19 protein-coding genes and 2 tRNA genes are annotated in these 24,105 nt (G+C 45.2%); 8 read left to right on the top strand and 13 right to left on the bottom strand.

Translation table 11 applies throughout. From position 1 onward, the window contains the following. Positions 1-162 precede the first annotated feature (162 nt). A complete protein-coding gene (locus Q0110_RS14085; RefSeq protein WP_297907618.1) occupies positions 163-2,010 on the top strand; it encodes a glycoside hydrolase family 13 protein in 1,848 nt (615 codons plus the stop codon). Positions 2,011-2,360: 350 nt separating this feature from the next. On the opposite strand, the gene Q0110_RS14080 is transcribed toward Q0110_RS14085, so the two are convergent. Beyond that, complete coding sequence (locus tag Q0110_RS14080; RefSeq protein ID WP_297907615.1) at positions 2,361-3,194, bottom strand: GNAT family N-acetyltransferase; 834 nt, start codon at positions 3,192-3,194, stop codon at positions 2,361-2,363. A gap of 203 nt (positions 3,195-3,397) precedes the next feature. Between Q0110_RS14080 and Q0110_RS14075 the strand changes: the two genes are divergently transcribed. The 3 genes from Q0110_RS14075 (at position 3,398) to Q0110_RS14065 (ending at position 5,750) form a co-directional block, all read left to right on the top strand. Beyond that, entirely contained in the window at positions 3,398-4,612 is a 1,215-nt protein-coding gene (locus tag Q0110_RS14075; RefSeq protein WP_297907612.1) for a cysteine desulfurase, read from the top strand. Positions 4,613-4,614: 2 nt separating this feature from the next. After that, positions 4,615-5,013, top strand: a complete 399-nt coding sequence (locus tag Q0110_RS14070; protein ID WP_297907609.1) for a VanZ family protein — start codon at positions 4,615-4,617, stop codon at positions 5,011-5,013. A gap of 137 nt (positions 5,014-5,150) precedes the next feature. Then, positions 5,151-5,750 carry a ribonuclease HII gene (locus Q0110_RS14065; protein ID WP_297907606.1) on the top strand — a complete coding sequence of 200 codons (600 nt, stop codon included), beginning with the start codon at positions 5,151-5,153 and terminating at the stop codon, positions 5,748-5,750. 117 nt (positions 5,751-5,867) lie between these two features. Here Q0110_RS14065 and Q0110_RS14060 read toward each other — a convergent pair whose 3' ends face one another. The 12 genes from Q0110_RS14060 to Q0110_RS14005 all read right to left on the bottom strand — a co-directional run bounded on the left by Q0110_RS14060 (position 5,868) and on the right by Q0110_RS14005 (position 19,542). Next, positions 5,868-6,293, bottom strand: a complete 426-nt coding sequence (locus Q0110_RS14060; protein WP_005867596.1) for a SufE family protein — start codon at positions 6,291-6,293, stop codon at positions 5,868-5,870. Positions 6,294-6,305: 12 nt separating this feature from the next. Continuing rightward, positions 6,306-7,295, bottom strand: coding sequence for a M28 family peptidase (locus Q0110_RS14055; RefSeq protein ID WP_297907596.1), 990 nt, complete (start codon positions 7,293-7,295; stop codon positions 6,306-6,308). 13 nt (positions 7,296-7,308) lie between these two features. Next, positions 7,309-9,159 carry a membrane dipeptidase gene (locus tag Q0110_RS14050; protein ID WP_297907592.1) on the bottom strand — a complete coding sequence of 617 codons (1,851 nt, stop codon included), beginning with the start codon at positions 9,157-9,159 and terminating at the stop codon, positions 7,309-7,311. A gap of 20 nt (positions 9,160-9,179) precedes the next feature. Then, a complete protein-coding gene (locus Q0110_RS14045) occupies positions 9,180-10,964 on the bottom strand; it encodes a gamma-glutamyl-gamma-aminobutyrate hydrolase family protein (RefSeq protein WP_297907589.1) in 1,785 nt (594 codons plus the stop codon). Continuing rightward, positions 10,957-12,912 carry a DNA topoisomerase (ATP-hydrolyzing) subunit B gene (gyrB, locus tag Q0110_RS14040; protein ID WP_297907586.1) on the bottom strand — a complete coding sequence of 652 codons (1,956 nt, stop codon included), beginning with the start codon at positions 12,910-12,912 and terminating at the stop codon, positions 10,957-10,959. Before gyrB ends, Q0110_RS14045 begins: the two co-directional genes overlap by 8 nt. Positions 12,913-13,074: 162 nt before the next feature. Next, a tRNA-Glu gene (locus Q0110_RS14035) sits at positions 13,075-13,149 on the bottom strand. A gap of 68 nt (positions 13,150-13,217) precedes the next feature. Further along, positions 13,218-13,472: a 30S ribosomal protein S20 gene (rpsT, locus tag Q0110_RS14030; protein ID WP_297907583.1), complete on the bottom strand. Its 255-nt coding sequence runs from the start codon at positions 13,470-13,472 to the stop codon at positions 13,218-13,220. Positions 13,473-13,514: 42 nt separating this feature from the next. Then, positions 13,515-13,586: transfer RNA gene (locus Q0110_RS14025), tRNA-Glu, on the bottom strand. 116 nt (positions 13,587-13,702) lie between these two features. Continuing rightward, positions 13,703-14,107: a DUF2721 domain-containing protein gene (locus Q0110_RS14020; protein WP_297907580.1), complete on the bottom strand. Its 405-nt coding sequence runs from the start codon at positions 14,105-14,107 to the stop codon at positions 13,703-13,705. Between the two features lie 46 nt (positions 14,108-14,153). Beyond that, on the bottom strand, positions 14,154-17,357 hold the full coding sequence (locus tag Q0110_RS14015; protein WP_297907577.1) for a type ISP restriction/modification enzyme: 3,204 nt from the start codon (positions 17,355-17,357) through the stop codon (positions 14,154-14,156). Next, the gene (locus Q0110_RS14010; protein WP_297907574.1) at positions 17,345-18,406 is read right to left on the bottom strand and encodes a DNA cytosine methyltransferase; all 1,062 of its coding nucleotides are present in this window, start codon (positions 18,404-18,406) and stop codon (positions 17,345-17,347) included. Before Q0110_RS14010 ends, Q0110_RS14015 begins: the two co-directional genes overlap by 13 nt. After that, complete coding sequence (locus Q0110_RS14005) at positions 18,403-19,542, bottom strand: DNA cytosine methyltransferase (protein ID WP_297907571.1); 1,140 nt, start codon at positions 19,540-19,542, stop codon at positions 18,403-18,405. Before Q0110_RS14005 ends, Q0110_RS14010 begins: the two co-directional genes overlap by 4 nt. 321 nt (positions 19,543-19,863) lie before the next feature. Here Q0110_RS14005 and Q0110_RS14000 point away from each other — a divergent pair, with 321 nt between their 5' ends. The 4 genes from Q0110_RS14000 (at position 19,864) to mobV (ending at position 23,818) form a co-directional block, all read left to right on the top strand. Continuing rightward, positions 19,864-21,093, top strand: coding sequence for a site-specific integrase (locus tag Q0110_RS14000; protein WP_297907568.1), 1,230 nt, complete (start codon positions 19,864-19,866; stop codon positions 21,091-21,093). Next, positions 21,090-21,461 carry a hypothetical protein gene (locus Q0110_RS13995; protein WP_297907565.1) on the top strand — a complete coding sequence of 124 codons (372 nt, stop codon included), beginning with the start codon at positions 21,090-21,092 and terminating at the stop codon, positions 21,459-21,461. The genes Q0110_RS14000 and Q0110_RS13995 overlap by 4 nt, the downstream gene beginning before the upstream one ends. Before the next feature lie 637 nt (positions 21,462-22,098). Continuing rightward, the gene (locus tag Q0110_RS13990) at positions 22,099-22,356 is read left to right on the top strand and encodes a hypothetical protein (protein WP_297907562.1); all 258 of its coding nucleotides are present in this window, start codon (positions 22,099-22,101) and stop codon (positions 22,354-22,356) included. 154 nt (positions 22,357-22,510) lie between these two features. Further along, positions 22,511-23,818 (top strand): MobV family relaxase, encoded by a 1,308-nt coding sequence (gene mobV / locus Q0110_RS13985; RefSeq protein WP_134770775.1) that lies wholly within the window; start codon positions 22,511-22,513, stop codon positions 23,816-23,818. The last annotated feature ends 287 nt before the right edge of the window (positions 23,819-24,105 follow it).

Below are 24,105 nucleotides of genomic sequence, written 5' to 3'. Positions count from 1 at the left end.
GATTAGATTCAATTGGTAAAGATAGGTTTAATTTGTGAGGGTTCGCAAACGTTCGCGTGATTTTTATACTCTTTTCGCACAACGGATACATATCATTATCAATAGAATCCTTCTATCTTTGCGGATGTACAACCTTGTCATATAAATCAATAAACACATATCATGAACAGACATTTATTCTTGAGCCTTTTATTAACGCTCTTTACATCCAGCACACTTTCGGCTGATAACCTTAAAATTGAGCCAGCCTTTTGGTGGAGTGGCATGAAGAACCCGGAACTCCAGCTAATGGTGTATGGTAAGGATATCGCCGGATATCTTCCTAGCGTTAAATATCCGGGCGTACAATTGAAGAGCTCGGTAGCGCTGGAAAGCCCGAATTATCTATTGATCTATTTAGACGTGGAGAATGCCAAGCCAGGCACATTTGATATCACCTTCACGAAAGATAAGAAGAGTTTCACTTACCCGTATGAGTTGAAGGCCCGTAAGCCGAACGCTGATAAGATCAAGGGGTTTGATTCCTCCGACGTGCTTTACCTTATTATGCCGGATCGTTTTGCGAACGGAGACCCCTCAAACGACCAAATCCCGATGCGTACCTCTTATAAGGTAGATCGTGAGCAGCCGAATGCCCGTCATGGAGGCGACTTAGCCGGTATTGAGCAACATCTGGATTATATCGAGGATCTGGGGGTTACTGCGATCTGGCTGAATCCCGTATTGGAAAACGACATGGAAGGAGGTTCTTATCACGGATATGCCACGACGGATTATTACCGGGTAGACCCTCGCTTCGGTACGAACGAGGATTACGTCCGCTTGATCGAGAAGACGCATCAGCGGGGGATGCGTGTCGTGATGGATATGATTTTCAACCATTGCGGAAGCGATCATCCTTGGATGAAAGATATTCCTAGCCATGACTGGTTTAATAACCTTGATAACTATGTACAGACCAATCACGATAAAGAAGTTTATTTCGATCCTTACGTATCGGATTATGATAAAGATACGATGCTGAACGGCTGGTTTGTACCGAGTATGCCTGACTTGAACCAAAAGAATCCGCATGTGGCGAAATACCTTATCCAGAACTCTATCTGGTGGATTGAGTATAGCGGCGTGGACGGTATCCGCCAAGATACGTATCCGTATGCAGATGTAGACATGATGAGGGAGTGGTGTAAGGAAGTCATGAATGAGTATCCGGAGTATAACATCGTAGGCGAGGCGTGGATGAATTACACGATCGGTTCCGCTTATTGGCAGAAGGGTAGCCGGTTGAATTTCGGACGGGATACCGAGCTGAAATCGGTAATGGATTTCCGTCTGATGGGTATTGCCAGTAAAGCGTTCCATGAGGAGACCGGGTATTCCGGTGGCTTGCACACGATTTTCGAGCATATGTGCTATGATTACGTATATCCTGATATCTATAACGTATTGCGTTTCTTGGAGAACCATGATACGGACCGTTTCCTTCCTTCCATGCCTAAGTCCGTCGATGATTTATATGCGTTTAAGCAAGGCGTTACATTTTTGCTGACTATCCCCGGTATTCCTCAACTCTATTACGGACAGGAACTGTTAATGAACGGAACGAAGGAGAAGGGAGACGGATATATCCGTTTGGATGTTCCCGGTGGCTGGCCCGGCGACAAGGTAAATCAATTCGAGGCATCCGGTCGTAGCGAGGTACAAAATGACGCATGGAATTTTCTCAGTACTTTATTGAAGTGGCGTAAGGGTAACGATATCATCGCCAAAGGCAAGATGAAACATTTCATGATAAATCAAGGTGTCTATGTTTACGAGCGTAGTCTGGATGGCCGGAGCGTATTGATCCTGATGAATGGTAGTAACGGAAAGGTGAACTTGCCGTTGGCCCGTTATGCGGAAGTATTGAAGGGGAAGACTTCCGGACGAGATATATTGACAGGAAAGGTGATCCGGTTGGAAAATGAGTTGGAGATGGCACCGAAAGGTATCTTGGTACTGGAGATGTGATAGAGACAAGGTATAGGATTATACGATTTCTTAATTAATGAAAGCGTGTAATCTGTACCGAAAACGATATATTAATAGGCTGATCGAATCCTTGTACTATGTTTGAAATTTTTTAGGTTAACTTACAAGACTGGTTAACTTACAATATGAGCATAAAGAATACGATATCAGCTTATTCTGTCTTTATTTTTATTATTGTGCGATGGTAGTGGCTATGTGAAGGCAAGGACCACACATTCCATAAAACTATTTACACGGTCGCCATTGAAGATGAAGGAGGATAAAGAGAAAGGAGACTTACCAAAAAACAGGGTAGGCTCTCCTTTCTTATTTCTAGGTAGGGATAGGTCTTATCTTAATTGTTTCTCCAATATCAACTGATGCTTGCACTGAATACCGTTTTCCCAGATAGGCTCGGCGTAGTTACGTACAAAATAATTACGATCTACGGCTACCAAGTCAAAACCTTCCTGCTGATAAAGCATCATCGGGCCGGCCGCTGAGGTTCCGGTACAAATACGCAGAAGTCCGACACCTTGAGCTGGAGCCCATTTATTAGACACATACTGTAATAATTTCCGGGCTATTCCCCGCCGGCGAAAGATATCTGCCACGGCAAGATTCATGATCTCTGCCTGATCCTCCCCTTTACGAACCACGATCACGCCGGCGATTGAGTCTCGTACCCTAGCGATAAAACAATCTGAATCCTTTAAGTAAGCCTCTATTTTCTCCCGGTCCGGATCTGCTTCCAGAAGTAACTCGTAAGGAGGGAACAATGCCGTTGAGATCTCTGGTTCTCCGTTAGCCACGATTTCCACGATATTCCCGTCAGGGTCTCGGATCACGCCTTCATAGTAACCATCTCCGGAAGTACGGGTTTCTCCGGCGATCGTGTATCCGTCTGCCCGGAACCGTTCGATACATTGATCCACTTGTTCCTTTGTATCCGCGTGAAAAGCCAGATGAGCCAAGCCGATATGTTCCTTGTCGTACGTCTCGGAGATATCTTGCCGTTGCATGATCTCTAAAGCGGGACCACTTTCGAAATAGACAAAGTAGGAAGCGAACCCTTTCTTCGGATTCACATATTTCTCATTACTTTTACCGTTGAAGTACTTTACATAAAAATCCCGTAAACGTTCCAAATGATCCGTCCACAGAGCGATGTGTGTCAATTGCATAGCTGTTCCTGTTTGATGAGTTACAAATATAGTAAGATTCCGCTGGATAGTCGTAAAATCAAGACTTCTTCTCTTCTGTTATTACCTAGGTATATGGGGTGTAATATCTGTTAGGTAATGATAAAAAAGGCTTTCTTTCAGCGAGAAAGCCTTTTTTTTGTATCTTTGGCTCTCGTAATTTTAAGACAAAAAGAAGTAAGACTATGCTAGATGTTCAAGCGATCCGAAAAGACTTTCCGATCTTGGATCATAAGATATACGATAAACCGCTGATATATTTTGATAATGGTGCTACGACCCAGAAACCTCGTCAGGTGGTAGAAAAGATAGAGAACGGATATTATAACGTAAACGCCAATATCCACCGGGGAGTACACTTTTTGAGCCAAGTGGCGACAGAGGCGCATGAGGAGGCTCGCAGAACGGTACAGCATTTCTTGAATGCCCGTTCCTCGAATGAGATTATTTTTACCCGGGGGACTACGGAATCCATTAATTTGATCGCTTCCAGCTTTACGGACGAATGTATGTCGGCGGGAGATGAGGTGATCGTGTCCGTGATGGAGCATCATTCCAATATCGTTCCTTGGCAGATACAAGCGGCCCGGAAAGGGATTGCGCTGAAGGTGATCCCGATGAATGAGAAGGGGGAGTTGAATTTGGATGAATATCGTAGATTATTCTCGGATAAAACTCGTCTGGTTTCCGTGACTCATGTATCCAATGTGTTGGGTACGGTCAATCCGGTAAAAGAGATGGTAGAGATCGCTCATGGGCAAGGTGTGCCGGTGTTGGTAGACGGTGCTCAAGCCGTACCGCATATGAAAGTGGATGTGCAGGATTTGGATGCGGAATTCTATGTTTTCTCCGGACATAAGATTTATGGGCCGACGGGTATCGGAGTCTTATATGGCAAAGAGGAGTGGTTGGATAAACTTCCTCCGTATCAGGGAGGTGGAGAGATGATCGCTACGGTATCGTTCGAGAAAACGACTTTTAACGAGCTTCCCTTTAAGTTCGAGGCGGGAACTCCGGACTATATCGGTAGCACGGCATTAGCGGAGGCCTTGCGGTATGTAGACCGGATCGGTATAGAGAATATAGCTGTTTATGAGGATGAGCTTTTGCGGTATGCGACCACAGGATTAAATACGATCGAGGGGATGCGTATTTTCGGGCAAGCGGATCATAAAGGGGCGGTTCTTTCTTTTTTGGTGGGTAATATCCATCATTATGATATGGGGATGTTGCTGGATCGTCTGGGAGTAGCGGTTCGTACAGGACATCATTGCGCCCAGCCTTTGATGCATGCCTTAGGGATCGAGGGTACGGTACGGGCATCTTTCTCCTTTTACAATACGAAAGAAGAGATCGATACGTTCATCGCTGGTGTGGAACGAGTTCGGAAGATGTTTTGAGTATGATGTATTATATTAAGAAATATCCGTTTTCATTGGCGATTATATTGATCGTTATTTACTTGTCGTTTTTTAAGCCGCCGAAGATGGATGATATTCCTTTATTCCCGGGGGTAGACAAGGTGGTTCATTTCTGTATGTATGGAGGAATGTCGGGTATGCTATGGCTGGAGTTTTTGCGGAATCACCGGAAGTATGAGACGGTATTAGGACATGCTTGGATCGGGGCGGTTTTATGCCCGATCGCTATGAGTGGGATTATTGAGATATTGCAAGAATATTGTACGACATACCGGGGTGGGGATTGGTTTGATTTCTTGGCGAATACTTGCGGAGTGATCGCCGCTACTGCATTCGCTTGGTTCGTGCTTCGCCCTTGGATTGTAAAAGAGCAAAAATAATGTACAATCTAGTAGAGACGGGGCGTGCCCCGTCTCCCACAAACGAATGGTATTTTTAAGTTACCATTTTGAAGGGATGAGACGGAGCACGCTCCGTCTCTACAAAACGATATATACGATAAATAATAAACTGGGATATGTTGTTACCTTATATGGAAGCCGGGCGTATAGAGGCCGGGTGCGATGAGGCGGGAAGAGGTTGTTTGGCGGGTGCGGTATTCGCCGCCGCCGTGATTCTTCCGAAGGATTTCAAGAATGAGGATTTAAACGATAGCAAACAATTAAGCGAGAAGAAACGATATAAGCTTCGTCCCGTCATCGAGCGTGAGGCGATCGCTTGGGCGGTAGGAATCGTCAGTCCGGAAGAGATTGATAAGATTAATATCTTAAAGGCCTCTTTCTTGGCTATGCATCGTGCGATCGAGCAATTGAAAGTACAGCCGGAACATTTATTGATCGATGGAAACCGTTTCACCCCCTATCCCGGTATTCCACATACCACCGTAGTAAAAGGCGACGGTAAATACCTGAGTATCGCCGCCGCTTCTATATTGGCTAAAACGTATCGGGATGATTATATGAACGAATTGGCTTTGGAATACCCCGCTTATCATTGGCTGGATAATAAAGGCTATCCTACCAAAGCCCACAGGGAAGCGATTCGTACCCATGGAATTACACCTTATCACCGCAAGACTTTTACGCTCTTACCGGAGCAACTTACACTCGGTTTTTAATACGTATATAGGCATAGCCTCATACGTATATACGCATAAGGCTATGCCTATATCGGTGTAGGCTTACACGTATATACGTTTCGGCTCGTGCCTATATACGTGTGAAAATACCTGCTTTTATTGTTGTTCCTTTGCCCGGTAAGCCATCGCGTATAGACGCATTTGCTTCACCATCGCTACCAATCCGTTGGAACGGGTAGGGGATAAATGTTCTTTTAATCCTACCTTGTCTATAAAATAAAGATCCGCGTCCAAGATTTCTTGAGGGGTATGGCCCGATAAGATCTGGATCAGCAAGGATACGATACCTTTTACGATCACGGCATCGCTTTCTCCTTGGAAAATAATCTTACCGTCCACATAATCCGCTTGGAACCAAACCCGGCTTTGACAACCCTCGATCAAGTTGCTTTCCGTTTTATATTTCTCATCGAGCGGGGGAAGGGAATTTCCCAGATCTATTAATAACGCATATTTATCCATCCAATCATCGAAGACAGAGAATTCTTCGATTACATTGTCTTGAAGTTCATTGATTGTCATTTTATCAGTATTTTATCGATTGTATATTACTTCCAGTACGGTTTGACCGGCAGCTTTTAGAGTCTCACGGTCTATATTCTCCATATTATCTTTTTGCGTATGCCAGTAACTGGCGAAACCTGTTTTAGACTCCGGGTCATAGTTGATGATGTCGATACTCGGGATATTACGCCCGCTGATCACATATTGATGATCGTCTGTGATTGCTCCACCGGTGGCGTTAATGAAATATTTTCCATATCCCAAATCACGGGCCGCGCTCCATACCATCTCAACGATCGGGGCTGCCGCACGCAAGGATTGTTGTTCCTTGAAAAACGTGGCGTTCTTGCCGCCCACCATATCCAATAAGATCCCGTATTCTGCCGTATAATTGGGAACATGCGGATTTTTTGCCCAGAACTGGGTACCTAGGCACCAGCTATCCGGTGTATAATCGGTTACGAATTCCGGCGTACCATAATCCTCCGCGTCGAAGAAAATAATATCGATGCCGATACCCGGGGCCTTTTGTCCGATTTGGCGGGCGATCTCCAATAAGGCACCTACACCGCTACCCCCATCGTCCGCTCCGTCCAATGGAGTCCGGTGCTTGGAAGGATCGGGATCGTGGTCCGAATAGGGACGGCTGTCCCAATGTGCGAATAGTAAGACACGTTTACTATTCTCCGGATCAAACGAACCTATGATGTTTCTCGCTTCCAGCTTCGTTCCGTCGTAGGCGGTCAGTATCGCTTCCTGCTGATAGACTTTGGCTCCGAAGCGTTTCAGTTCGGACGCTAAATAATCCCCGCAAGCTTTATGAGCCGCCGTGTTAGGTACGCGCGGACCAAAAGCAACCTGGTTCGCTACATAAGCGTAGGCGCTGTCCGCGTTGAAATCGGGGACAACCGAAGTGACTGGTTGCTTCTTGACTTCTGTCATATTACTGGTCTCTTTGGTTTCTTTAGCTCCACATGATAAAAGAGCAAAACTCAATAACGTAAAAAATAATCTGATCATAAATATGTTTTGTTTATAATGTTTTTACGGAGGCGGCCGCTTGAACCTCGTCCAGTACGCGCATCAAGTTTCCACCCCATATCTTGGCGATATCTTCCTCGGTATATCCTTTCTCTATTAATTTAACCGTGATCTGTATGAAATCGTTGTCGCTCTCGCAACCGATTATCCCGCCTCCACCGTCAAAATCGGAACCGATGCCTACATGATCGATACCGGCTATTTTCACCATATGGTCAATATGTTCGATAGCGTCGGTGAGGCTTGCGTTTTTATAATCCTCGTTGATATAGCGGTCGAGCAGGCAAACCTGTGCCACGCCCCCATTTTGGGCAAGGGCTTTTAGTTGCTCGTCGGTCAGGTTACGGTCATGCTTACATTTCACCATGGAAGAGGAGTGCGAACAGATGATCGGAGCCTCAGATAATTTGATGACATCCCAGAATGACTTCTCGGAGGCATGAGACATGTCTACCATGATGCCCTGGCGATTCATCTCTCTCACGACTTCTTTCCCGAACGGGCTTAAACCATCCCACTCTTTCTTTGTATGGGTAGAAGAATCGCAAATATCGTTATCGTAAGAATGGCAAAGCGTGATATAATTGACACCCATCGCCTTGAACTTAGCGATGTTCGCCAAATCCTTACCGATACCGTATCCGTTCTCTATGCCGATGAAGAACGCCTTCTTCCCCTCGTTTTTTAAACGTATGAAATCTTGGGTCGTTATGGCGATGCCACAAATATCCTTGTTCAATTCCGCTTGCTTGCGGATACCTTCGATCAGACCGGTCACTTTTTGTACCGCCTCCTGTAAAGAGGCCTCGTCGCGCTTACCTTGCCCGATAAAAGCGGCGAGGAATACGCCATCCAGCTTTCCTTCTTGCATTTTCGGGATGTTTACCCGGTTTCGCTCCCGGTCTGCGATGCTGAATCCGGCACGCTTAAACCAGAAAGGTGTGTCGGTATGCGTATCCACGGATAGAAAACGCTTGTGCATTTCCTTGGCTTGGTGGAATGTTTTCGCTTTATCTATCAGATGGCGGAATATCTTTAACATCGTGGTGTCTCCCCCGTAAGTCAAGGCTTCCGGATGCCATTGAACCCCCATGATCGAATGGTTCGGGTATGCGTCGATCGCTTCGACAATACTGTCGGGAGCCAAGGCCGTAACCTTGAAAATTGGTGCCAGATCCTTGATAGCCTGGTGATGAAGAGAGTTTACGGTTAAGGTGTCCTCGCCTAATATTGAGGCGAGTCGCGAGTTGGAATCTACGAAAATACGATGTGAGCCATATGCGCTGGGTAAAGCCTGGTTGTGCTTGATGTGAAGATCGCCTCGTTGTGAGGGGATATCTTGATAAAGCGTACCGCCAAAAGCTACGTTTAATAATTGCAGTCCCCGGCATATGCCTAAGACCGGGATATTATGGTCTGTCGCCATTTTGACCAGTTTCAGCTCATAAAGATCTCGTGTGGGATCAACCTCGGCCAGCTCTTCTTTAGGCTCTTCGCCATACCATAGAGGATTGATGTCCGCTCCTCCTGTCAGGATGAGGCCGTCTAGGTTCGACACGATGTTCCTGAGTACCTTACCGTCTGTTACCGCCGGTATTATGACCGGAGTTCCCCCGGCCTTTACGATAGATTGGATATAAGTGGCCCCTACACGGGAAGCTCCGTTTGATATACTGGCAGACAGGCCGATCAACGGGGAGTAGGGCGCTCGTACGTTTACATCGCAGGAATCTGTCAACTCATATAGCTTCTTCAAGTCTGGAACCTTCGACCCGGGAGTTTGCGCTTGCGCCCCACATAGAATACCGCAGGCGCATATTGTTGTGTATAAGAACTTTTTCATAATATGTAATTTTTTGTATGTTACTTATCCGGGTAATCTTGTATGGCGCTCATGACTCTTAGTAAGTTACCGCCCCATATTTTCCGTATATCTTCTTCCGTATACCCCTCTTCCAACAGCCGGACGGTGATATTTATCAACTCGTTGGTAGCGGAACAGCCTATCAATTCCCCGTCTCCGTCGAAATCCGAGCCGATACCGACATGGTCGGTCCCTACTAAATCCACGATATGATTGATATGCCGGATTGCGTCGCTTAAAGAGGCCTTTTCCGCTTCCTCGTTAATGAATCCTTTATATAGGCAGATTTGAGCTACACCACCTTGGGCGGCCAACGCCTTCAGTTGATCGTCCGTTAAGTTACGGGGATGGTCGCAAAGCGCACGTGCGGACGAGTGGGAGGCTATGATCGGGGTCTCGCTCACCTCTAGCACGTCATAAAAGCTACTTTCCGCGGCATGTGAGATATCTATCATGATACCTAGTCGGTTCATCTCTTTTACCACCTCTTTGCCGAAAGGACTTAAGCCTTTCCATTCCTGTTTTCCTCTCGCGGAATCGCAAATATCATTATCTCCGTTGTGACATAGGGTGATATAAGAGACTCCCATATCCTTGAACATTCGTAGGTTCTCGATCCGTTTCCCCAAAGCGTATCCATTCTCGATACCGAGACAGATCGCTTTTTTCCCTTGTCGCTTGATCGCCAAGATCTCTTGGGGGGTCGTGGCTATAGCCATCCGGCCCGGATGTAAGGTCTGCTGGCGTTTTACCTGATTCAGTCGCTCGACCGCATATGCGGTCGCTGCCTGTAAGGAAACCTCATCTCGTTGGCCTTGCGGGATATAAGCCACCATGAATGTAGCGTCGATCCGCCCTTCCTCCATGAAAGGAAGATTTACTTTTCCTCCTTCTTTCTCCCCGATATTAAATTCTCCGGGAAAGATCATGGGGGTATCTGTGTGAGAATCGATCGTCACGATCCGTTGGTGGATCATTTTGGCTTTCGCGAATCGGCGGGCGTTCTCAATGTGGTAGGCGAACAAGGCTTTCATGTGCTCATCCCCTTGTGGAGCCATGGCTTCCGGGTGCCATTGCACGCTGAATATCGATTTCTCCATAGCCTCCATGGCCTCGTTGATCCCGTCCGGAGCGGTTGCCGTTGCCCTAAATCCGGGAGCGACTTCTTTTACCGCTTGGTGGTGGAAAGAATTGACAAGTATCTGTTCTTCCCCTTTGAGAACACTGCGTAACCGACTCGTTCCCGGCTCAAGCGTCACCGTATGCGACGGATATTCCCGGGCCAGAGTCTGGCTGTGTTTTAATAATGGATGATTGGTTTGCGAATGGATGTCCTGATAAACACTTCCCCCGAACGCCACGTTCAAGATCTGATGTCCCCGGCAGATACCCATGATCGGGATTTGCCGGTTGGCGGCCAGACGAAGCAGGATCAAATCATATTCGTCCCGTAGCGTATCGACATCTTGCAATTGGGGGATAGGCTCCTCATGTAAATAGAGCGGATTGATGTCTCCACCTCCGCTCATGACCAGCCCGTCTAATACGGAAACCAGTTCGGTCAATGCCTTCACGTCCGTGATCACAGGGATGAGCACCGGGGCTCCTCCTGCGTCTAGCACGGCTTGCACATAGGTCTCGGCTATGCAGGAAAGTCCGTCTCTCCGATTGGCTGATATCCCTATTCGGGGAGGTTGGAGGTTTTCTTTGGCCGCTATATAATTATCGACTTCCTTGTATAGAGCCTCTAGGTTCGGACGACGGACTTTCATGATTTTAAGCATCTATGTTAGCATAAGTAGCGTTCTCCTCGATAAACTCGCGACGAGGCCCTACATCCTCACCCATCAACATGGAGAAGATTTGATCGGCCTCGGCCGCGTTGTCGATCGTGATTTGTTTCAACGTACGGTTTTCCGGGTTCATGGTTGTATCCCATAATTGATGGTCGTTCATCTCTCCCAAACCTTTATATCGTTGTGTGCGGATCTGGCCTTCATTGCCTCCTCCGTATTTCAAGATGAATTGCTGGCGTTGTTGATCCGTCCAACAGTATTCCTCGTATTTCCCTTTGCTGCATTTATACAATGGGGGAGTGGCCAGATAAACATATCCGTTCTCTATCACCGAGCGCATACGGCGGAAGAAGAAGGTAAGGATCAAGGTGGCGATATGGCTCCCGTCTACATCGGCATCGGTCATGATGATAATCTTGTGGTAGCGCAGTTTCTCCATGTTCAGGGCTTTCGGGTCGTCTTCCGTACCGACGGTTACCCCCATCGCACGATAGATGTTCTGGATTTCCTCGCTTTCGAAAATCTTATGATCCATCGCTTTCTCTACGTTCAATATCTTACCGCGCAGGGGCAGGATGGCTTGGAAGTTACGGTCGCGCCCTTGTTTGGCTGTACCACCGGCAGAATCTCCCTCGACAAGGAACAATTCGCAGATCGAGGCATCTTTAGAGGAACAGTCCGCCAACTTGCCGGGAAGTCCTCCTCCCGTCAGCGGGGATTTACGTTGTACCAGTTCGCGGGCTTTGCGGGCGGCGTGGCGTGCTTGGGCCGCCAAGATCACCTTGTCTACGATTATTTTCGCTTCTTTCGGGTGTTCTTCCAGATAGTAACCTAACGCCTCGCCGATCGCCATGTCTACGGCACCGGTTACCTCGCTGTTGCCGAGTTTCGTCTTTGTCTGCCCCTCGAACTGAGGCTCGGCTACCTTGATCGAGATAACGGCGGTCAGGCCTTCGCGGAAGTCGTCCCCTTGAATCTCCACTTTGGCCTTCTCCAATAATTTGGAATCCTCGGCGTATTTCTTCAGCGTACGTGTCAACCCCCGGCGGAAACCGGCCAAGTGCGTACCACCTTCTATCGTATTGATATCATTCACGTAAGAGAATACACTCTCGTTGTAAGATGTATTATAAGTTAGCGCTACCTCGACGGGGATACCCTGTTTCTCGGTTATGATATGGATCACGTCTGGAATCAGTTTCTCCTTGGAGCGGTCGATATAGCGGACAAACTCTTTCAGGCCCTCGTCCGAATGGAATATCTCGGATTTGAAGGAGCCGTCTTCTCTTTGGGTACGCCTGTCTGTTAGACGCAACGTGATACCTGCGTTCAGGAACGCTAATTCGCGTAAACGGGTAGCCAATATATCGTATTTATATTCCGTGACCGTAAAGATGGAACCATCAGGCTTGAAAGAAATCGTTGTGCCTGTTTTATCCGTGTTGCCTACTACCTGTACGTCGTGCAACGGTTTTCCGCAGGAGAACTCCTGCATATGCACCTTGCCATTCCTGCGAACCTCCGCTTTCAGGTAGGTAGAGAGGGCGTTCACGCAGGATACGCCAACACCGTGTAAGCCTCCGGATACCTTATAGGTCCCTTTGTCGAACTTACCTCCGGCGTGCAGTACCGTCAGTACTACCTCCAGGGCAGATTTACCTTCTTTCTCATGAATATCCACGGGGATACCACGGCCGTCATCGGTAACCGTGATCGAGTTGTCCTCATTGATTACCACGTCAATGTATGTACAATATCCGGCTAATGCTTCGTCTATAGAGTTATCTACGACCTCATACACTAAGTGATGGAGACCTTTTTCGCTGGTATCGCCAATATACATGGATGGCCTTTTTCGTACTGCCTCTAACCCTTCAAGTACTTGAATACTATCTGCGGAGTACTCTGTAGAAGTATTCTTAATTTCTTCACTCATGAGTTTATCTTTCTTTAAAATCTGTAATTATCTATGTCCTCAAAAAAATCTAACAAATGTAGTGATTTTTATTGAGATAGCGAAGTGGGGGATGTGAAAATAGCGAAAAAAGCGGGTATGAAAAAAGAGAGGTAAGCCATATGCCTATCTCTCTCCTTATGATGGTAGCCCATAGGGGAATCGAACCCCTCTTTCAAGAATGAAAATCTTGCGTCCTAGCCGATAGACGAATGGGCCATCGGGCTTAAAAAAGCCGGGCTTATCAAGAGTCCGGCTTTATACTAGTAAAAGTAATTACCTTCTGCTTATGCCAGCGCATTAACGTGCTTAGCCAACTTGGATTTCAGATTACCAGCCTTGTTCTTGTGGATAACGTTCTTTTTCGCAAGCTTATCCAACATAGAGCATACTTTCGGGAACAAAGCTTGTGCCTCGTTCTTGTCTTCAGTAGCGCGCAAAACTCTCATAGCGTTTCTAGCTGTCTTTGCGTAATATCTGTTACGCAAACGTCTTGCGTTTGTCTGTCTGATTCTCTTGATTGATGACTTATGGTTTGCCATTTCTAGATCTTCTCTTTATTGTTTTTTTAATCTTGTTTATTGTAGCCCATAGGGGAATCGAACCCCTCTTTCAAGAATGAAAATCTTGCGTCCTAGCCGATAGACGAATGGGCCAAAATGTCAAAGTTCTCACTTTTAGCGTTCTAAGAAGCTGATTTCCCGATTGCGAGTGCAAAGATAGAGGATCTCTCCGAACTGGCAAAACATTTCGATGGAAAATTTAGAGTTGTTTACGGTTTTAACTTCTCTTTAGAACTGATATCTTCTAAATGAATTTCCAAGGCTTTAACAGAAATGTTTATTTCCCAGATACATACACATAAAGAGGCGGCTAGTAGTAACAAGGCCGCGCCAAATATCCAGGCGGCGAAAATCTGCCATGATATATAGATGAAGAACATGGCGATCACGCAGAGCAGCAAGCTGAGTATGCCTAGTATTTGCATGGAACGGGTCAGATAGAGCCTTTTCCGTAAGTTCGCTATCTGGGCGATGTCCTTGGGATCATGGGTTTGCTGGTGCTTTTCTTTCAGTGCGCGCACTACGCTTGCGTATGAAAGGAAGCGGTTCGTATAGGCCAACAATATCAAGGATATGGCGGAAAATAATACGGAAGGGGTCGTTAAGTCTAACATGATTCTATATTTAAATTATATGTATAATGTTAATTTGAGTATCTTTTTACTTAAGTGATGGCTTTAAAATCTCAGATGAGAGTATCTTTCCCATCACATAATCTGCCAATATTACTTGTTCCTTGAATTCATGGATTTTACCTAATAAATTGAATAAATCAAGAATATCCTCTCGTTTGCATGATTTTCTATAGTATGCGAATGAATGGTATTTTAGCCATTCACGAATTACGTTGTAACCGGAGACTTCGAATCGGAGGATGTCATTAGGTACATGGAGAGTAAAAGTAACATTGTTTCGTGTATCTTGAAAGATCACCGAACTATCCGATACTCGATAGTTTTGGATCTCACATTCATCTGGAAATGATTTTAGTTGTTCTCCTAATAATTTTGATAGCAACGAAGTATCTACGACAAAATCATTCTTCTCGATATTTGCCATAGCCTTACCAATATTTGCCATTTCGTCAAAGAGATTTTTGCTCTTGGTAATGGGAATTGCCGGCCATTCGCCTGCGACTGTATGTAGTTTTCCCTCGAAAGTTTTCATGTACAACTGAGAGTTGAGAACGGCATAAGAGTAGAAGACAACGAGATCTATAACCTCATCTACATTGTATTCGAGAATAGAAGACAATTTTTGGACTAATGTAGGGTTTACGTTACTTTGGGGCTTTCCTATCCATTTGCCGCCGGCCTTATATTCAGGGTAACGATTGCAGAATATATGTGAGTTGCCTCTTGTGACAAGATCGTTGTCGGGAAGATGCCAACAGAAAGACGTGAACTTTTTGATGACAGGACAAATGTCTGCGGGAGCAGGTGCCGCCGCAAATCCGAATACGTTTTTTTCGGCGAAGGCTGCTTGCACCTCTGGACGCTCACGCATTCCACCTCCGGGTGTTTTTCGTAAGGCGTTCATAAGCTTTTTGTCGAGAATGAGGCTGGCAGAAAGGAATGGCCGGAAAGAATAGTCTACAATCTTTCCATTGATATTGGCCAATGCGACTTTTACATCATGTGTAAGTTTGGATTGTGGTGGTGGTTTGACCTGTCCTTTATACCAGCGATTTTTTATTTCATCATACGAGTTGTTCTCATCAGAAATGAATCGGCTGCGTCTTTTAAGTTGTCCTTTGGAGAAATGTACTAACAAGTGAGTGGGGGCTAATTTTAATCCGGAACAATGTCTCTCGAATATGGCAGGGGCATCATTGTCTGATATAAGGTGCCAAAAACAGGAATATAGTTCCTCGCCAACGTTGATGGTCGGTTTGAATGAATAATTTTTGTCAAGGCGAACAGATGTCCACCCTTCAATATTAACCGGTGTCTTAAAGAATGTCTCTTTCTCACGTTTCGTCATTGCGCATATACTTTTGTAGTGTATTGTAGGCAATTCAAATGTAAGCTCACATAGTGTTCCTACAAGAAGTAACCTTCCTTGAACTGTGTTAAAGATATTTTCTGCATGATGACCGGCACGATTGTCTACATCGAATTCAAGCACCCACATCTCGCTGACATGTTCGGACAAATATTTGCGAGCGTTAATGAAGGATACGTGGCTGGCAAAAGTGGCTGGCAGTATTAGAGCGAACACGGAAGGACGGCTTTGTTCTGCCTTGAAAAGAGACCAGCGTAGAAATTTTGTCATTTCATTTGCTAGCTGTTTCTGCTTGTTTGAGCGTCTTTTGCATACGGATGGACGGAAATCATTCATGAGTTTGGCGATCATCTTTCCTTCATTGCTGGTATCCATGGAGTCGGAACATGGGGGATTACCTATAATGACCGTAAGTGGTGGTGTCGAAAATTTCTTAGCTTTTTGTTGTTCCTTTAAGAAAAATGTCGATACTGCATCCGTTGCATTATTATCTATTTGAGTCCGTTTAAATGTGCTATCGCTCAATGTGTTTGTCAATACGATCTCAATATCAGACTTATCCTTGACATTTAACATTGATATACGATAGTTGGAAAGGGCGTATGGAACGGGAAGAATCTCAAACCCTATGATCTGGGAACCAACTTGCAATTGCAGGTTGTTCAGTACAGCTTCGATAAATGTTCCGGTACCACAACATGGATCTATGATTTTCAATGCTTTGCCTTCTATAGTTTCTTCTTGTATGACAGTTGGAAGGATATTGGCAACAAATTTGACCGTATAGTTGGCCAAACACATAGGGGTATACCATGCGCCAAAATCACGGCGTGTCTTATCATCGTATTCGCTTAGGAATGTCTCGTATAGTTCGTGAAAGTTTGGTGCTGTCACTTGCTGGTCTGTAAGACGGATACAAGACAACAAGCGACGTGTGTTGTCATACCAAATCCCAAGTTTACTGAATGAGGAATCCAATTCGTCGGCTAAAGCATCTACCAGTGTTTTGAAAGGGGTCAGACGTTGGGCATCCTTATGGAAAAGAGACGAATCCCAGAAAATTTGAAGCAGTTTGTATTTATTAACTGGTGGAATGTTTTTCTCGTTTACAAAACGGTGGGCGTAAAGCAGGCCGAAAGCAAGTATTTGTGCGACAAAACCTGCAAAAGTATGATTGTTCTCCAATGACTTGTCATGGCTCTTAGATGCTACATCCCAAAGGAGTTTGAGGGCAACGATCGTTTTACGTTCAGTCTCGTTTTCTGCCTCATCCTCTTCCAATGCGAGTATTTCTTCTAAATCGTCAGAAAGGTATCTGGCACGTTTAGAGAGCTCCGATACCAATTGTTTTTCAGAAACTGTACGGTAGCCTTCTTCTTCGAAAAACTTCTGGAATAGTGGGAGGATATCGGTATTCAGAGTGATATTACCCCATTCTATTGGCTTTTGGCATATCGACACATTCTTTGGCTTTCCTGCTGGTGTATACATGATGAAGTCGATACCATCTGTAAGTATCACAGGGTTTCCGAGGTAAAGATAGCGTTTTACTTGATTTTCGTATGCCGCAGGGTCAATAGGAATAGCAGGATTGAAACTTTTTGCCTCGACATAGCCATAGATACCCATTGTCTCTTTGTTGCTAAACAGCCAATCCGGACGACCGTATTTACCCTGTTGGCGTGGTTCGAAAATCCGGTCTATCTTTGGGTTGATATATCCAGATAACTGTTTGAGAAAATCATCAAGGGCAGGCCGGAATGATAACTCTGGCGTGGCATTACCTGTTGTGAGAGCAGTCCTATAATCATTGGACAACTTTTTTATATACTCATCCAGAATCTGTTTCAATCGTTCCATTCGTCAAGACATTTTTTTATTTGTAGTCCAATCTGTTTTGCCATTAGCACAGGTACGGCATTCCCTATTTGACGGGCGACTTCTACTTTGTTGCCTACGAAATTGAAGTCTTTGGGGAAGGTTTGTAGCAACGCTCCCTCGCGTAGTGAAATACTACGATTTTGTTCGGGGTGCCCGAACATGCCACGAGTGAAACTATCGAAGCGAGCAGTAATGGTTGGAGCGACATCATCCCATGGCATACGGCCATATACATTTCGGTGCCCAATGACATTAGAACTCACTTTATGACAGTCGGCAAGTAGGTTCTGCGGAAGGAAATTACGGCCTTGTCCGGGTTGCAAATGCTGTAATCTCTCGATATTCTTGGCAGACAAACGGTCTCGACGGTGAAGCGATAGTGTGGGATGTTCTGATCCATCCTCTGGTGGTATGGGCAGATGTCCTATAACCTCCCTTACGGTGACATGGCGCTCGCAAGGGGTCGGGTACTTAAAGATAGGAACTGCATGTTCCTTTCGTTCCCCTACGATCACGACCCTACGGCGCCTCTGTGGTACACCGTAGTCTTGTGCGTCGAGTATCTGCTTGTGTATGAAATAACCTGATTTTTCGGCGGTTTCAAGGGCCTTTTGTAAGATGGCAAGGCCACGTTTACCTTCTATGCCGGGTACGTTTTCAAGTATGAACATTTTGGGATTGATGGCAATAACTTTGCTAATGTACTCCTCAACTAGATGGTTTCGTTCGTCAATATCTGAGCCGATGCGCTGTATGGAGAATCCCTGGCAGGGTGGTCCTCCGGCCAACAAATCCAATTCGCCAGGTTTCAAGCCGATATCTTGTAGGAGTTTGAGCGGATTGATGTCGTAAATATCCCTTACTTCGGCTTTATGTCCTTTGAAATATTTGGAATTGGCATTGATTGTTGCGATGGACTTCGAGTCGATGTCAAAGCTATAGAGCACATCAAACCCCGCCTCGATAAGACCTAGGCAAAGCCCTCCGGCACCAGAGAAACTGTCTATGCATTTGTATTGACTCTTCATTGTTTATTGTTGTATTCTAGAGTTATTGCGATTTGTGACGCTATCGCTAATGATAGTAGTGGGGGGACAGCCTCACCTATTTGTTTAAAATTATCCCCAAGACTGCCATTCCATTCATAACCGTCTGGGAAACTTTGTAGTCGTGCAGCCTCACGAATGGTTAATCCTCTATCTTGTTCCGGATGGGAGTATCTACCACTAGCAGGATTTCTGGCATATTGAGTTATAGTTATGGAGGGTTTATCCCAACTTAATCGTCCATAGACGTCGCTAAATCCTTTCACTTTATCTAAGCATCGAGGCCCTACACCTTTAGGTCTACTGCCACCATCATGAGGTACTTGTGCGATCACGTCTATAGTGCTCTGTCTGTGTGCGGAGCATTTATGATAACAATCGCTAGGGCGTTGATTGCGTGCGTCTACTGGAGGTAAATCGCCAATGGCGTCTCTAACGGTTACATATTTGTCGGGCGTAAGGATCTCTTCTGGCAGTCTAAAAGAAGCGTGTTTAGAAGCGACAATAATTGCTCTATAACGAGCTTGTGGCACTCCAAACCCTGCTGCATTATAGATATGTTGCGTTATGTGATAACCATGCGTCGTAAAAACTCCCTTTGCCTCATTGTAATGATTCTTATATTTACCGTTTAAAATCTCCGGGACATTTTCCATAACAACGAAATCTGGATTCAGATGTACAGCTATGTCCGCAAAATAACCAATTAGTGTGTTTCTTTTATCTTCCGGCTTACGATAATCCTTTTTACGATGAGCTGAAAATCCTTGGCATGGTGCACATCCAATGATAATTAATGGCTTTCTTCTGTTTTCCGATAAACCGAATGTATCGGCAATAATTGCTGATTGCGGTTCTATAGATGCTATATCGACATTTAGAGTGGGTGTAAAATAATTCTTCTTATATGCTTCTAACGACGTGTTATTAATGTCAATGCCTCCTAACACATGGAAGTATTTAGGCAATGAAGCGAAGCCTAGTGTCATACCACCGGCACAACAAAAAAAGTCTAGTACATTTGCGATACTAGTTTCTTTGTTATCAGCAAGAGGTTTCCATTTAGCCATATTCTGTTGGCCATTTTTGAAAATGGTGATAAATTCACTGCTATTCATTATTGTAACTATCGCATTTTATAAAAGAAAAAGTATATTATAAATACAAAGTTACGAAAAATCTCTGGAATATCCGCCGAATTGCAGCAGATTAACGCAACAGGATTTGATAATTAGGGAGTTAGAAGAAAAACGCAGAAGTTGGGCAGACAGTTGAAAACCGTCTTAAAGCAGATTAAAGCAAAAGAACGGTTTCCTAATCATTACCCGATGAAAGTGCAGATTTAACAGTCCCTGTTTCATTTTGCGGCGTTCTGCGCAGCTTTGCTTATCAATAGGTAACTCGTTGATTTATAGTTTTGCAACCAAAAAGAAACGAGTATGGCAAGAAGCACATTCAAGGTGCTGTTCTACGTGAACGGCAGTAAGGAAAAGAACGGAATTGTCCCCATCATGGGACGAGTTACAATCAACGGAACGGTAGCACAGTTCAGCTGCAAGCGGACTATCCCGAAAGAGCTTTGGGATGCCAAAGGGAACAAGGCAAAGGGCAAGAGTATGGAAGCGAGGGAAACCAATCTTGTGCTTGACAACATCAAGGCTCAAATCATCAAGCATTACCAGCGTATATCCGACCGTGAAGCGTATGTAACGGCAGAAATGGTACGCAATGCCTATCAGGGATTGGGCGGTGAGTATGAAACATTGCTCGGTGCTTTCGACAAGGAAAATGAAGTGTTCAAGAAGCGTGTCGGAAAAGACAGGGTCAGGGCTACCTATATGGCAAGGGTGCGGGCAAGAAACCATGTGGCAGCATTCATCAGGTCACATTACAAGCGGAACGACATCTCCATGCCTGAACTTACGCCCGACTTCATCAAGGAGTTCGCCGTGTTCCTTTCCAACGAAGCCGGACTGCACAACGGTTCGATATGGGAAAACTGCATGTGGCTGAAAGGTGTGGTGATGCGGGCACATTTCAACGGACATATACCGAGAAATCCGTTTGCCCAGTTCCATATAAGCCCGAACACGAAAGAGCGTGAATATCTGACGGAGAATGAGCTGAAAACATTGATGGAATTTCAGTTCAAAGACCCCAAGAACTCCTATCTCCGTGATATTTTTGTTTTCGCCAGTTTTACCGCCCTCTCATTCGTGGATATAAAGGAATTAAACAATGACCAGATTGTGGAAGTGAACGGTGAGAAATGGATTATTTCCAAACGACACAAGACGGGTGTACCGTTTCAGGTAAAGCTGCTGGATATTCCCTTGCAGATAATCGAGCGTTACAAGGCTTTTCAGGAAAACAATCTTGTATTTCCCAATCTCAACTATTGGTCAATATGCAAGCGTATGGGAAAGATGATAAAGGAATGCGGCATCACCAAGAAAATCAGCTTTCATTGCTCAAGGCACGGATTTGCGACCCTGGCTCTCAGCAAAGGGATGCCAATCGAGAGCGTCAGCCGTATTTTGGGGCATACGAACATTGAGACCACGCAAATCTATGCGAAGATAACCGTGCAGAAATTGGATAATGACCTCACGATGTTGGGCGACAAACTGAGCAAATCATTCGGAAACGTGAAAATGGCAGGGATATGAAACGGGAAATAATCACAACGGACAGCTATGGTAGAATTACCATACCATCCGATACAGGTAATATATGGATGAATGAAATGGAGCTGGTGGAACTGTTCGGGGTAATCGCCCCGACGCTCCGTGCCGCCATCCGTGCCGTGTACAAGTGTGGAGTTTTGAATCCTCTTGAAGCAGAAAAACGTATCAGGCTGCCCAACGGCTATTATGCGGACATGTATGCCCTGCCGATGGTGGTGGCACTCGCTTTCCGTATTGACACGTCAAGTACCGCAATGATTCGCAATGCCCTGCTGGAAAGATTGTGCCGACGAAAAGAAAAACAAGTCCTGCTGGTGTCAATGAATAACAGAATGCCGGATGAATGTTAGAATGAACTTTTTATGTTCAGCCATTTGATGATTAACGGTTTAATCTGACGTAGTGACGACATGAAGTCATTGAATCTGTAAATCAGTACGTCAGTCAATCTGTAATTATCTGCAACAACCAGTCCCCGAAGACGTGCATATTCCACGACTTCGGGCTTTTTTATCTCCTTTTACCTGAAAGAGCAACCCGTTTATACTGCATTTTCTTTTGGCATGACCTATTTTGCGCCGTTCCGCATAGATTTGCGTATCAAGATTTTACCGACACTTCCGTAGCTTTGCAACCATGTTTAACCCGTTGCCGACAGAATGTAGGCAGCACTAAAACCTGTATCAAGAACATGAAGAAAAAAAGGAATCATTTGCGTAGGTACAATTCTCTACAAGATTGTGAATCGGGATTGTCATTATTCGCCGATTGAGAGGAATAGGACGTTACTACACGGTAAACAAAATACAGCTGGAAAAATTCTGATATTTTGATGAGATGATGAAAGTATATATAAACATAAAGAGAAACAGCAACTTACGTCTTCATCAACCTTTCAACAAGAGAATCGGGCTGATGAAAAAGAAAGGACACACCGCACTCTACATCACTTTTCTTTTGGCGAGCGGTTTGATGAAACGATGATGAATGTATATCATTTTGGTTATCAGTATATTATCCTATCAACTCATCAATTCACCGGATTTTTATCCACCAACAAGTCTGCGGGACAAACGGATGGAAGGAAATGCCACTATCCGCAAGCTGGTCGGTCGGACATCCGACCTGCCTGTTGTCCGACCAGCCGACAAGGGAAGGCGTATCATATCAATGAAAAGAAAAGATCTGCCTATACCGCTGGTACTCTCACAGGCTTTTGAGAACAGAAAAGCCATAGCTCATTAGGGCATTTTCTTTACGCAGTGCAGGCACAGCTAAAAATGCCCCAATGAGCCAACGGGGTTACCCCCCTCTGGACACCCCCCTTTGCCATGCGACATGACCGCAGCAGACGGAAACCAACAAACCAAATTGTCAAACCTGAAAACGAAAAACAAGCATGGGATATATAAGCATTCAAATCAACAAAGCGAAAGGCTCGGCTGACACGGGCGCATCCGACCACATAGAACGTAAGACCATACCCAAGAACGCAGACCCTACACGTACACATCTCAACCGTGAACTGGTGGAGTTTCCCGATGGAGTGTCCGACCGTACCGAAGCGATAAGCCACCGCATCCGCACGGCTGGCATCAAGCGGAAGATAACTCCAGACCAAGTGCGGGCAATCAGAATCGTACTTTCGGGTACGCACGAGGATATGATGAAAATACAGGACGAGGGCAGACTTGACGAATGGTGTGATGACAACCTTCAATGGCTTCATCGCACCTTCGGCAAGGAAAATACCGTTTCGGCAGTCCTGCACATGGATGAGCACACACCGCACATTCATGCCACGGTCGTACCGATAGTAACAGGAGAGCGCAGGAAAGCCAAGAAAAAGCAGACGGAAGGTAAACGCTCCTACCGCAAGAAAGCCAATATCGTGCGTCTGTGTGCCGATGATGTGCTGACACGTGAGAAACTCGTTGCCTATCACGACAGTTACGCAAGAGTAATGGAAAAATACGGTTTGCAACGTGGCGTACGTGGCTCGGAAGCACGGCATACGACAACAGCCCAATACTACCGTGATTTGATACGGCAGACGGGTGAACTTGAAGCCAATGTGCAACAGTTACAGACAGAGCAGCAACAAGCAGAGCAACAGCTTGACGAGGTAAGGCAGGAAGTCAAGTCGGAGAAACTGGAAGCAGCCAAGACGGAAGCGAAAGCCGCATTCGTGGCAAAAGTCGGTTCTCTTTTCGGTGGTGGTAAACTGAAAGAGTTTGAACATAGAAATGAAGATTTGCAAAAGCGCATACAGGAACTTGAAGAAAAAGCCATACAACGAGAAGAACAACATGTCAAGCAGATGCAGGAAATGAAGAATGCTTACGAACGACAATACCGCAAACTGTCGGAATTTACGGATTTTGTCAAACGCTACTTCCCTTATGTGGAAAAGCTGATGCCTACTATCAAGTTTTTGCGTGATACTCTAAATTTTAGCGATGGGCTAATCAAAAAGCTGTGCATGTTCAAGGATGTCACCATTAAAGGTAAACTCTATTCTTCTGAATTCCGACAGCTCTTTAAGACTGATGGTTCGATTTGTTCACTTAAAGAAACTTCGGATGGAAAATTTGACCTCAAAATAGACGGCGTTTCACATGTAAGTTGGTTCAGACGCAAGAAAGACGAGTATATGGAAGCATTGGGATTGCCAACGAAGAAACAAAATCGAGATATTAAGTTGTAAATCAAAATAAAGTCCGTAATAGTTGGTGACATATCACGGAGTTTTTGTACTTTTGTAGCTGGATTGAGACAACTCTTTCCAAGGCATATTAGAATAAAGAAGAAGCGTTATGCTAATCGTGGTGTCGGAAACCTAGGAAATTTCCCAAACATACAAACGATGATTGCATAGTGGTTCTCACGCTATAGCGTGGGCTGCTATTGTTATATCTGTTTGTATAGGTTTCCTAGGACCTCCGACACAGGTGAACGATTTGTAGTTCACGCTTCGTGTTAAAAATATATGGT

The organism is uncultured Parabacteroides sp. (assembly GCF_947855115.1).
GTDB lineage: Bacteria > Bacteroidota > Bacteroidia > Bacteroidales > Tannerellaceae > Parabacteroides.
Note: the sequence above shows the minus strand (reverse complement) of the source record. Positions and strands in the feature narration are given on the sequence as shown.

Coding starts and splice junctions, on each gene's coding strand:
- Q0110_RS14085 (WP_297907618.1), top strand. CDS start 163: ATGAACAGACATTTATTCTTGAGCCTTTTATTAACGCTCTTTACATCC.
- Q0110_RS14080 (WP_297907615.1), bottom strand. CDS start 3,194: ATGCAATTGACACACATCGCTCTGTGGACGGATCATTTGGAACGTTTA.
- Q0110_RS14075 (WP_297907612.1), top strand. CDS start 3,398: ATGCTAGATGTTCAAGCGATCCGAAAAGACTTTCCGATCTTGGATCAT.
- Q0110_RS14070 (WP_297907609.1), top strand. CDS start 4,615: ATGATGTATTATATTAAGAAATATCCGTTTTCATTGGCGATTATATTG.
- Q0110_RS14065 (WP_297907606.1), top strand. CDS start 5,151: ATGTTGTTACCTTATATGGAAGCCGGGCGTATAGAGGCCGGGTGCGAT.
- Q0110_RS14060 (WP_005867596.1), bottom strand. CDS start 6,293: ATGACAATCAATGAACTTCAAGACAATGTAATCGAAGAATTCTCTGTC.
- Q0110_RS14055 (WP_297907596.1), bottom strand. CDS start 7,295: ATGATCAGATTATTTTTTACGTTATTGAGTTTTGCTCTTTTATCATGT.
- Q0110_RS14050 (WP_297907592.1), bottom strand. CDS start 9,159: ATGAAAAAGTTCTTATACACAACAATATGCGCCTGCGGTATTCTATGT.
- Q0110_RS14045 (WP_297907589.1), bottom strand. CDS start 10,964: ATGCTTAAAATCATGAAAGTCCGTCGTCCGAACCTAGAGGCTCTATAC.
- gyrB (WP_297907586.1), bottom strand. CDS start 12,912: ATGAGTGAAGAAATTAAGAATACTTCTACAGAGTACTCCGCAGATAGT.
- rpsT (WP_297907583.1), bottom strand. CDS start 13,472: ATGGCAAACCATAAGTCATCAATCAAGAGAATCAGACAGACAAACGCA.
- Q0110_RS14020 (WP_297907580.1), bottom strand. CDS start 14,107: ATGTTAGACTTAACGACCCCTTCCGTATTATTTTCCGCCATATCCTTG.
- Q0110_RS14015 (WP_297907577.1), bottom strand. CDS start 17,357: ATGGAACGATTGAAACAGATTCTGGATGAGTATATAAAAAAGTTGTCC.
- Q0110_RS14010 (WP_297907574.1), bottom strand. CDS start 18,406: ATGAAGAGTCAATACAAATGCATAGACAGTTTCTCTGGTGCCGGAGGG.
- Q0110_RS14005 (WP_297907571.1), bottom strand. CDS start 19,542: ATGAATAGCAGTGAATTTATCACCATTTTCAAAAATGGCCAACAGAAT.
- Q0110_RS14000 (WP_297907568.1), top strand. CDS start 19,864: ATGGCAAGAAGCACATTCAAGGTGCTGTTCTACGTGAACGGCAGTAAG.
- Q0110_RS13995 (WP_297907565.1), top strand. CDS start 21,090: ATGAAACGGGAAATAATCACAACGGACAGCTATGGTAGAATTACCATA.
- Q0110_RS13990 (WP_297907562.1), top strand. CDS start 22,099: ATGTATATCATTTTGGTTATCAGTATATTATCCTATCAACTCATCAAT.
- mobV (WP_134770775.1), top strand. CDS start 22,511: ATGGGATATATAAGCATTCAAATCAACAAAGCGAAAGGCTCGGCTGAC.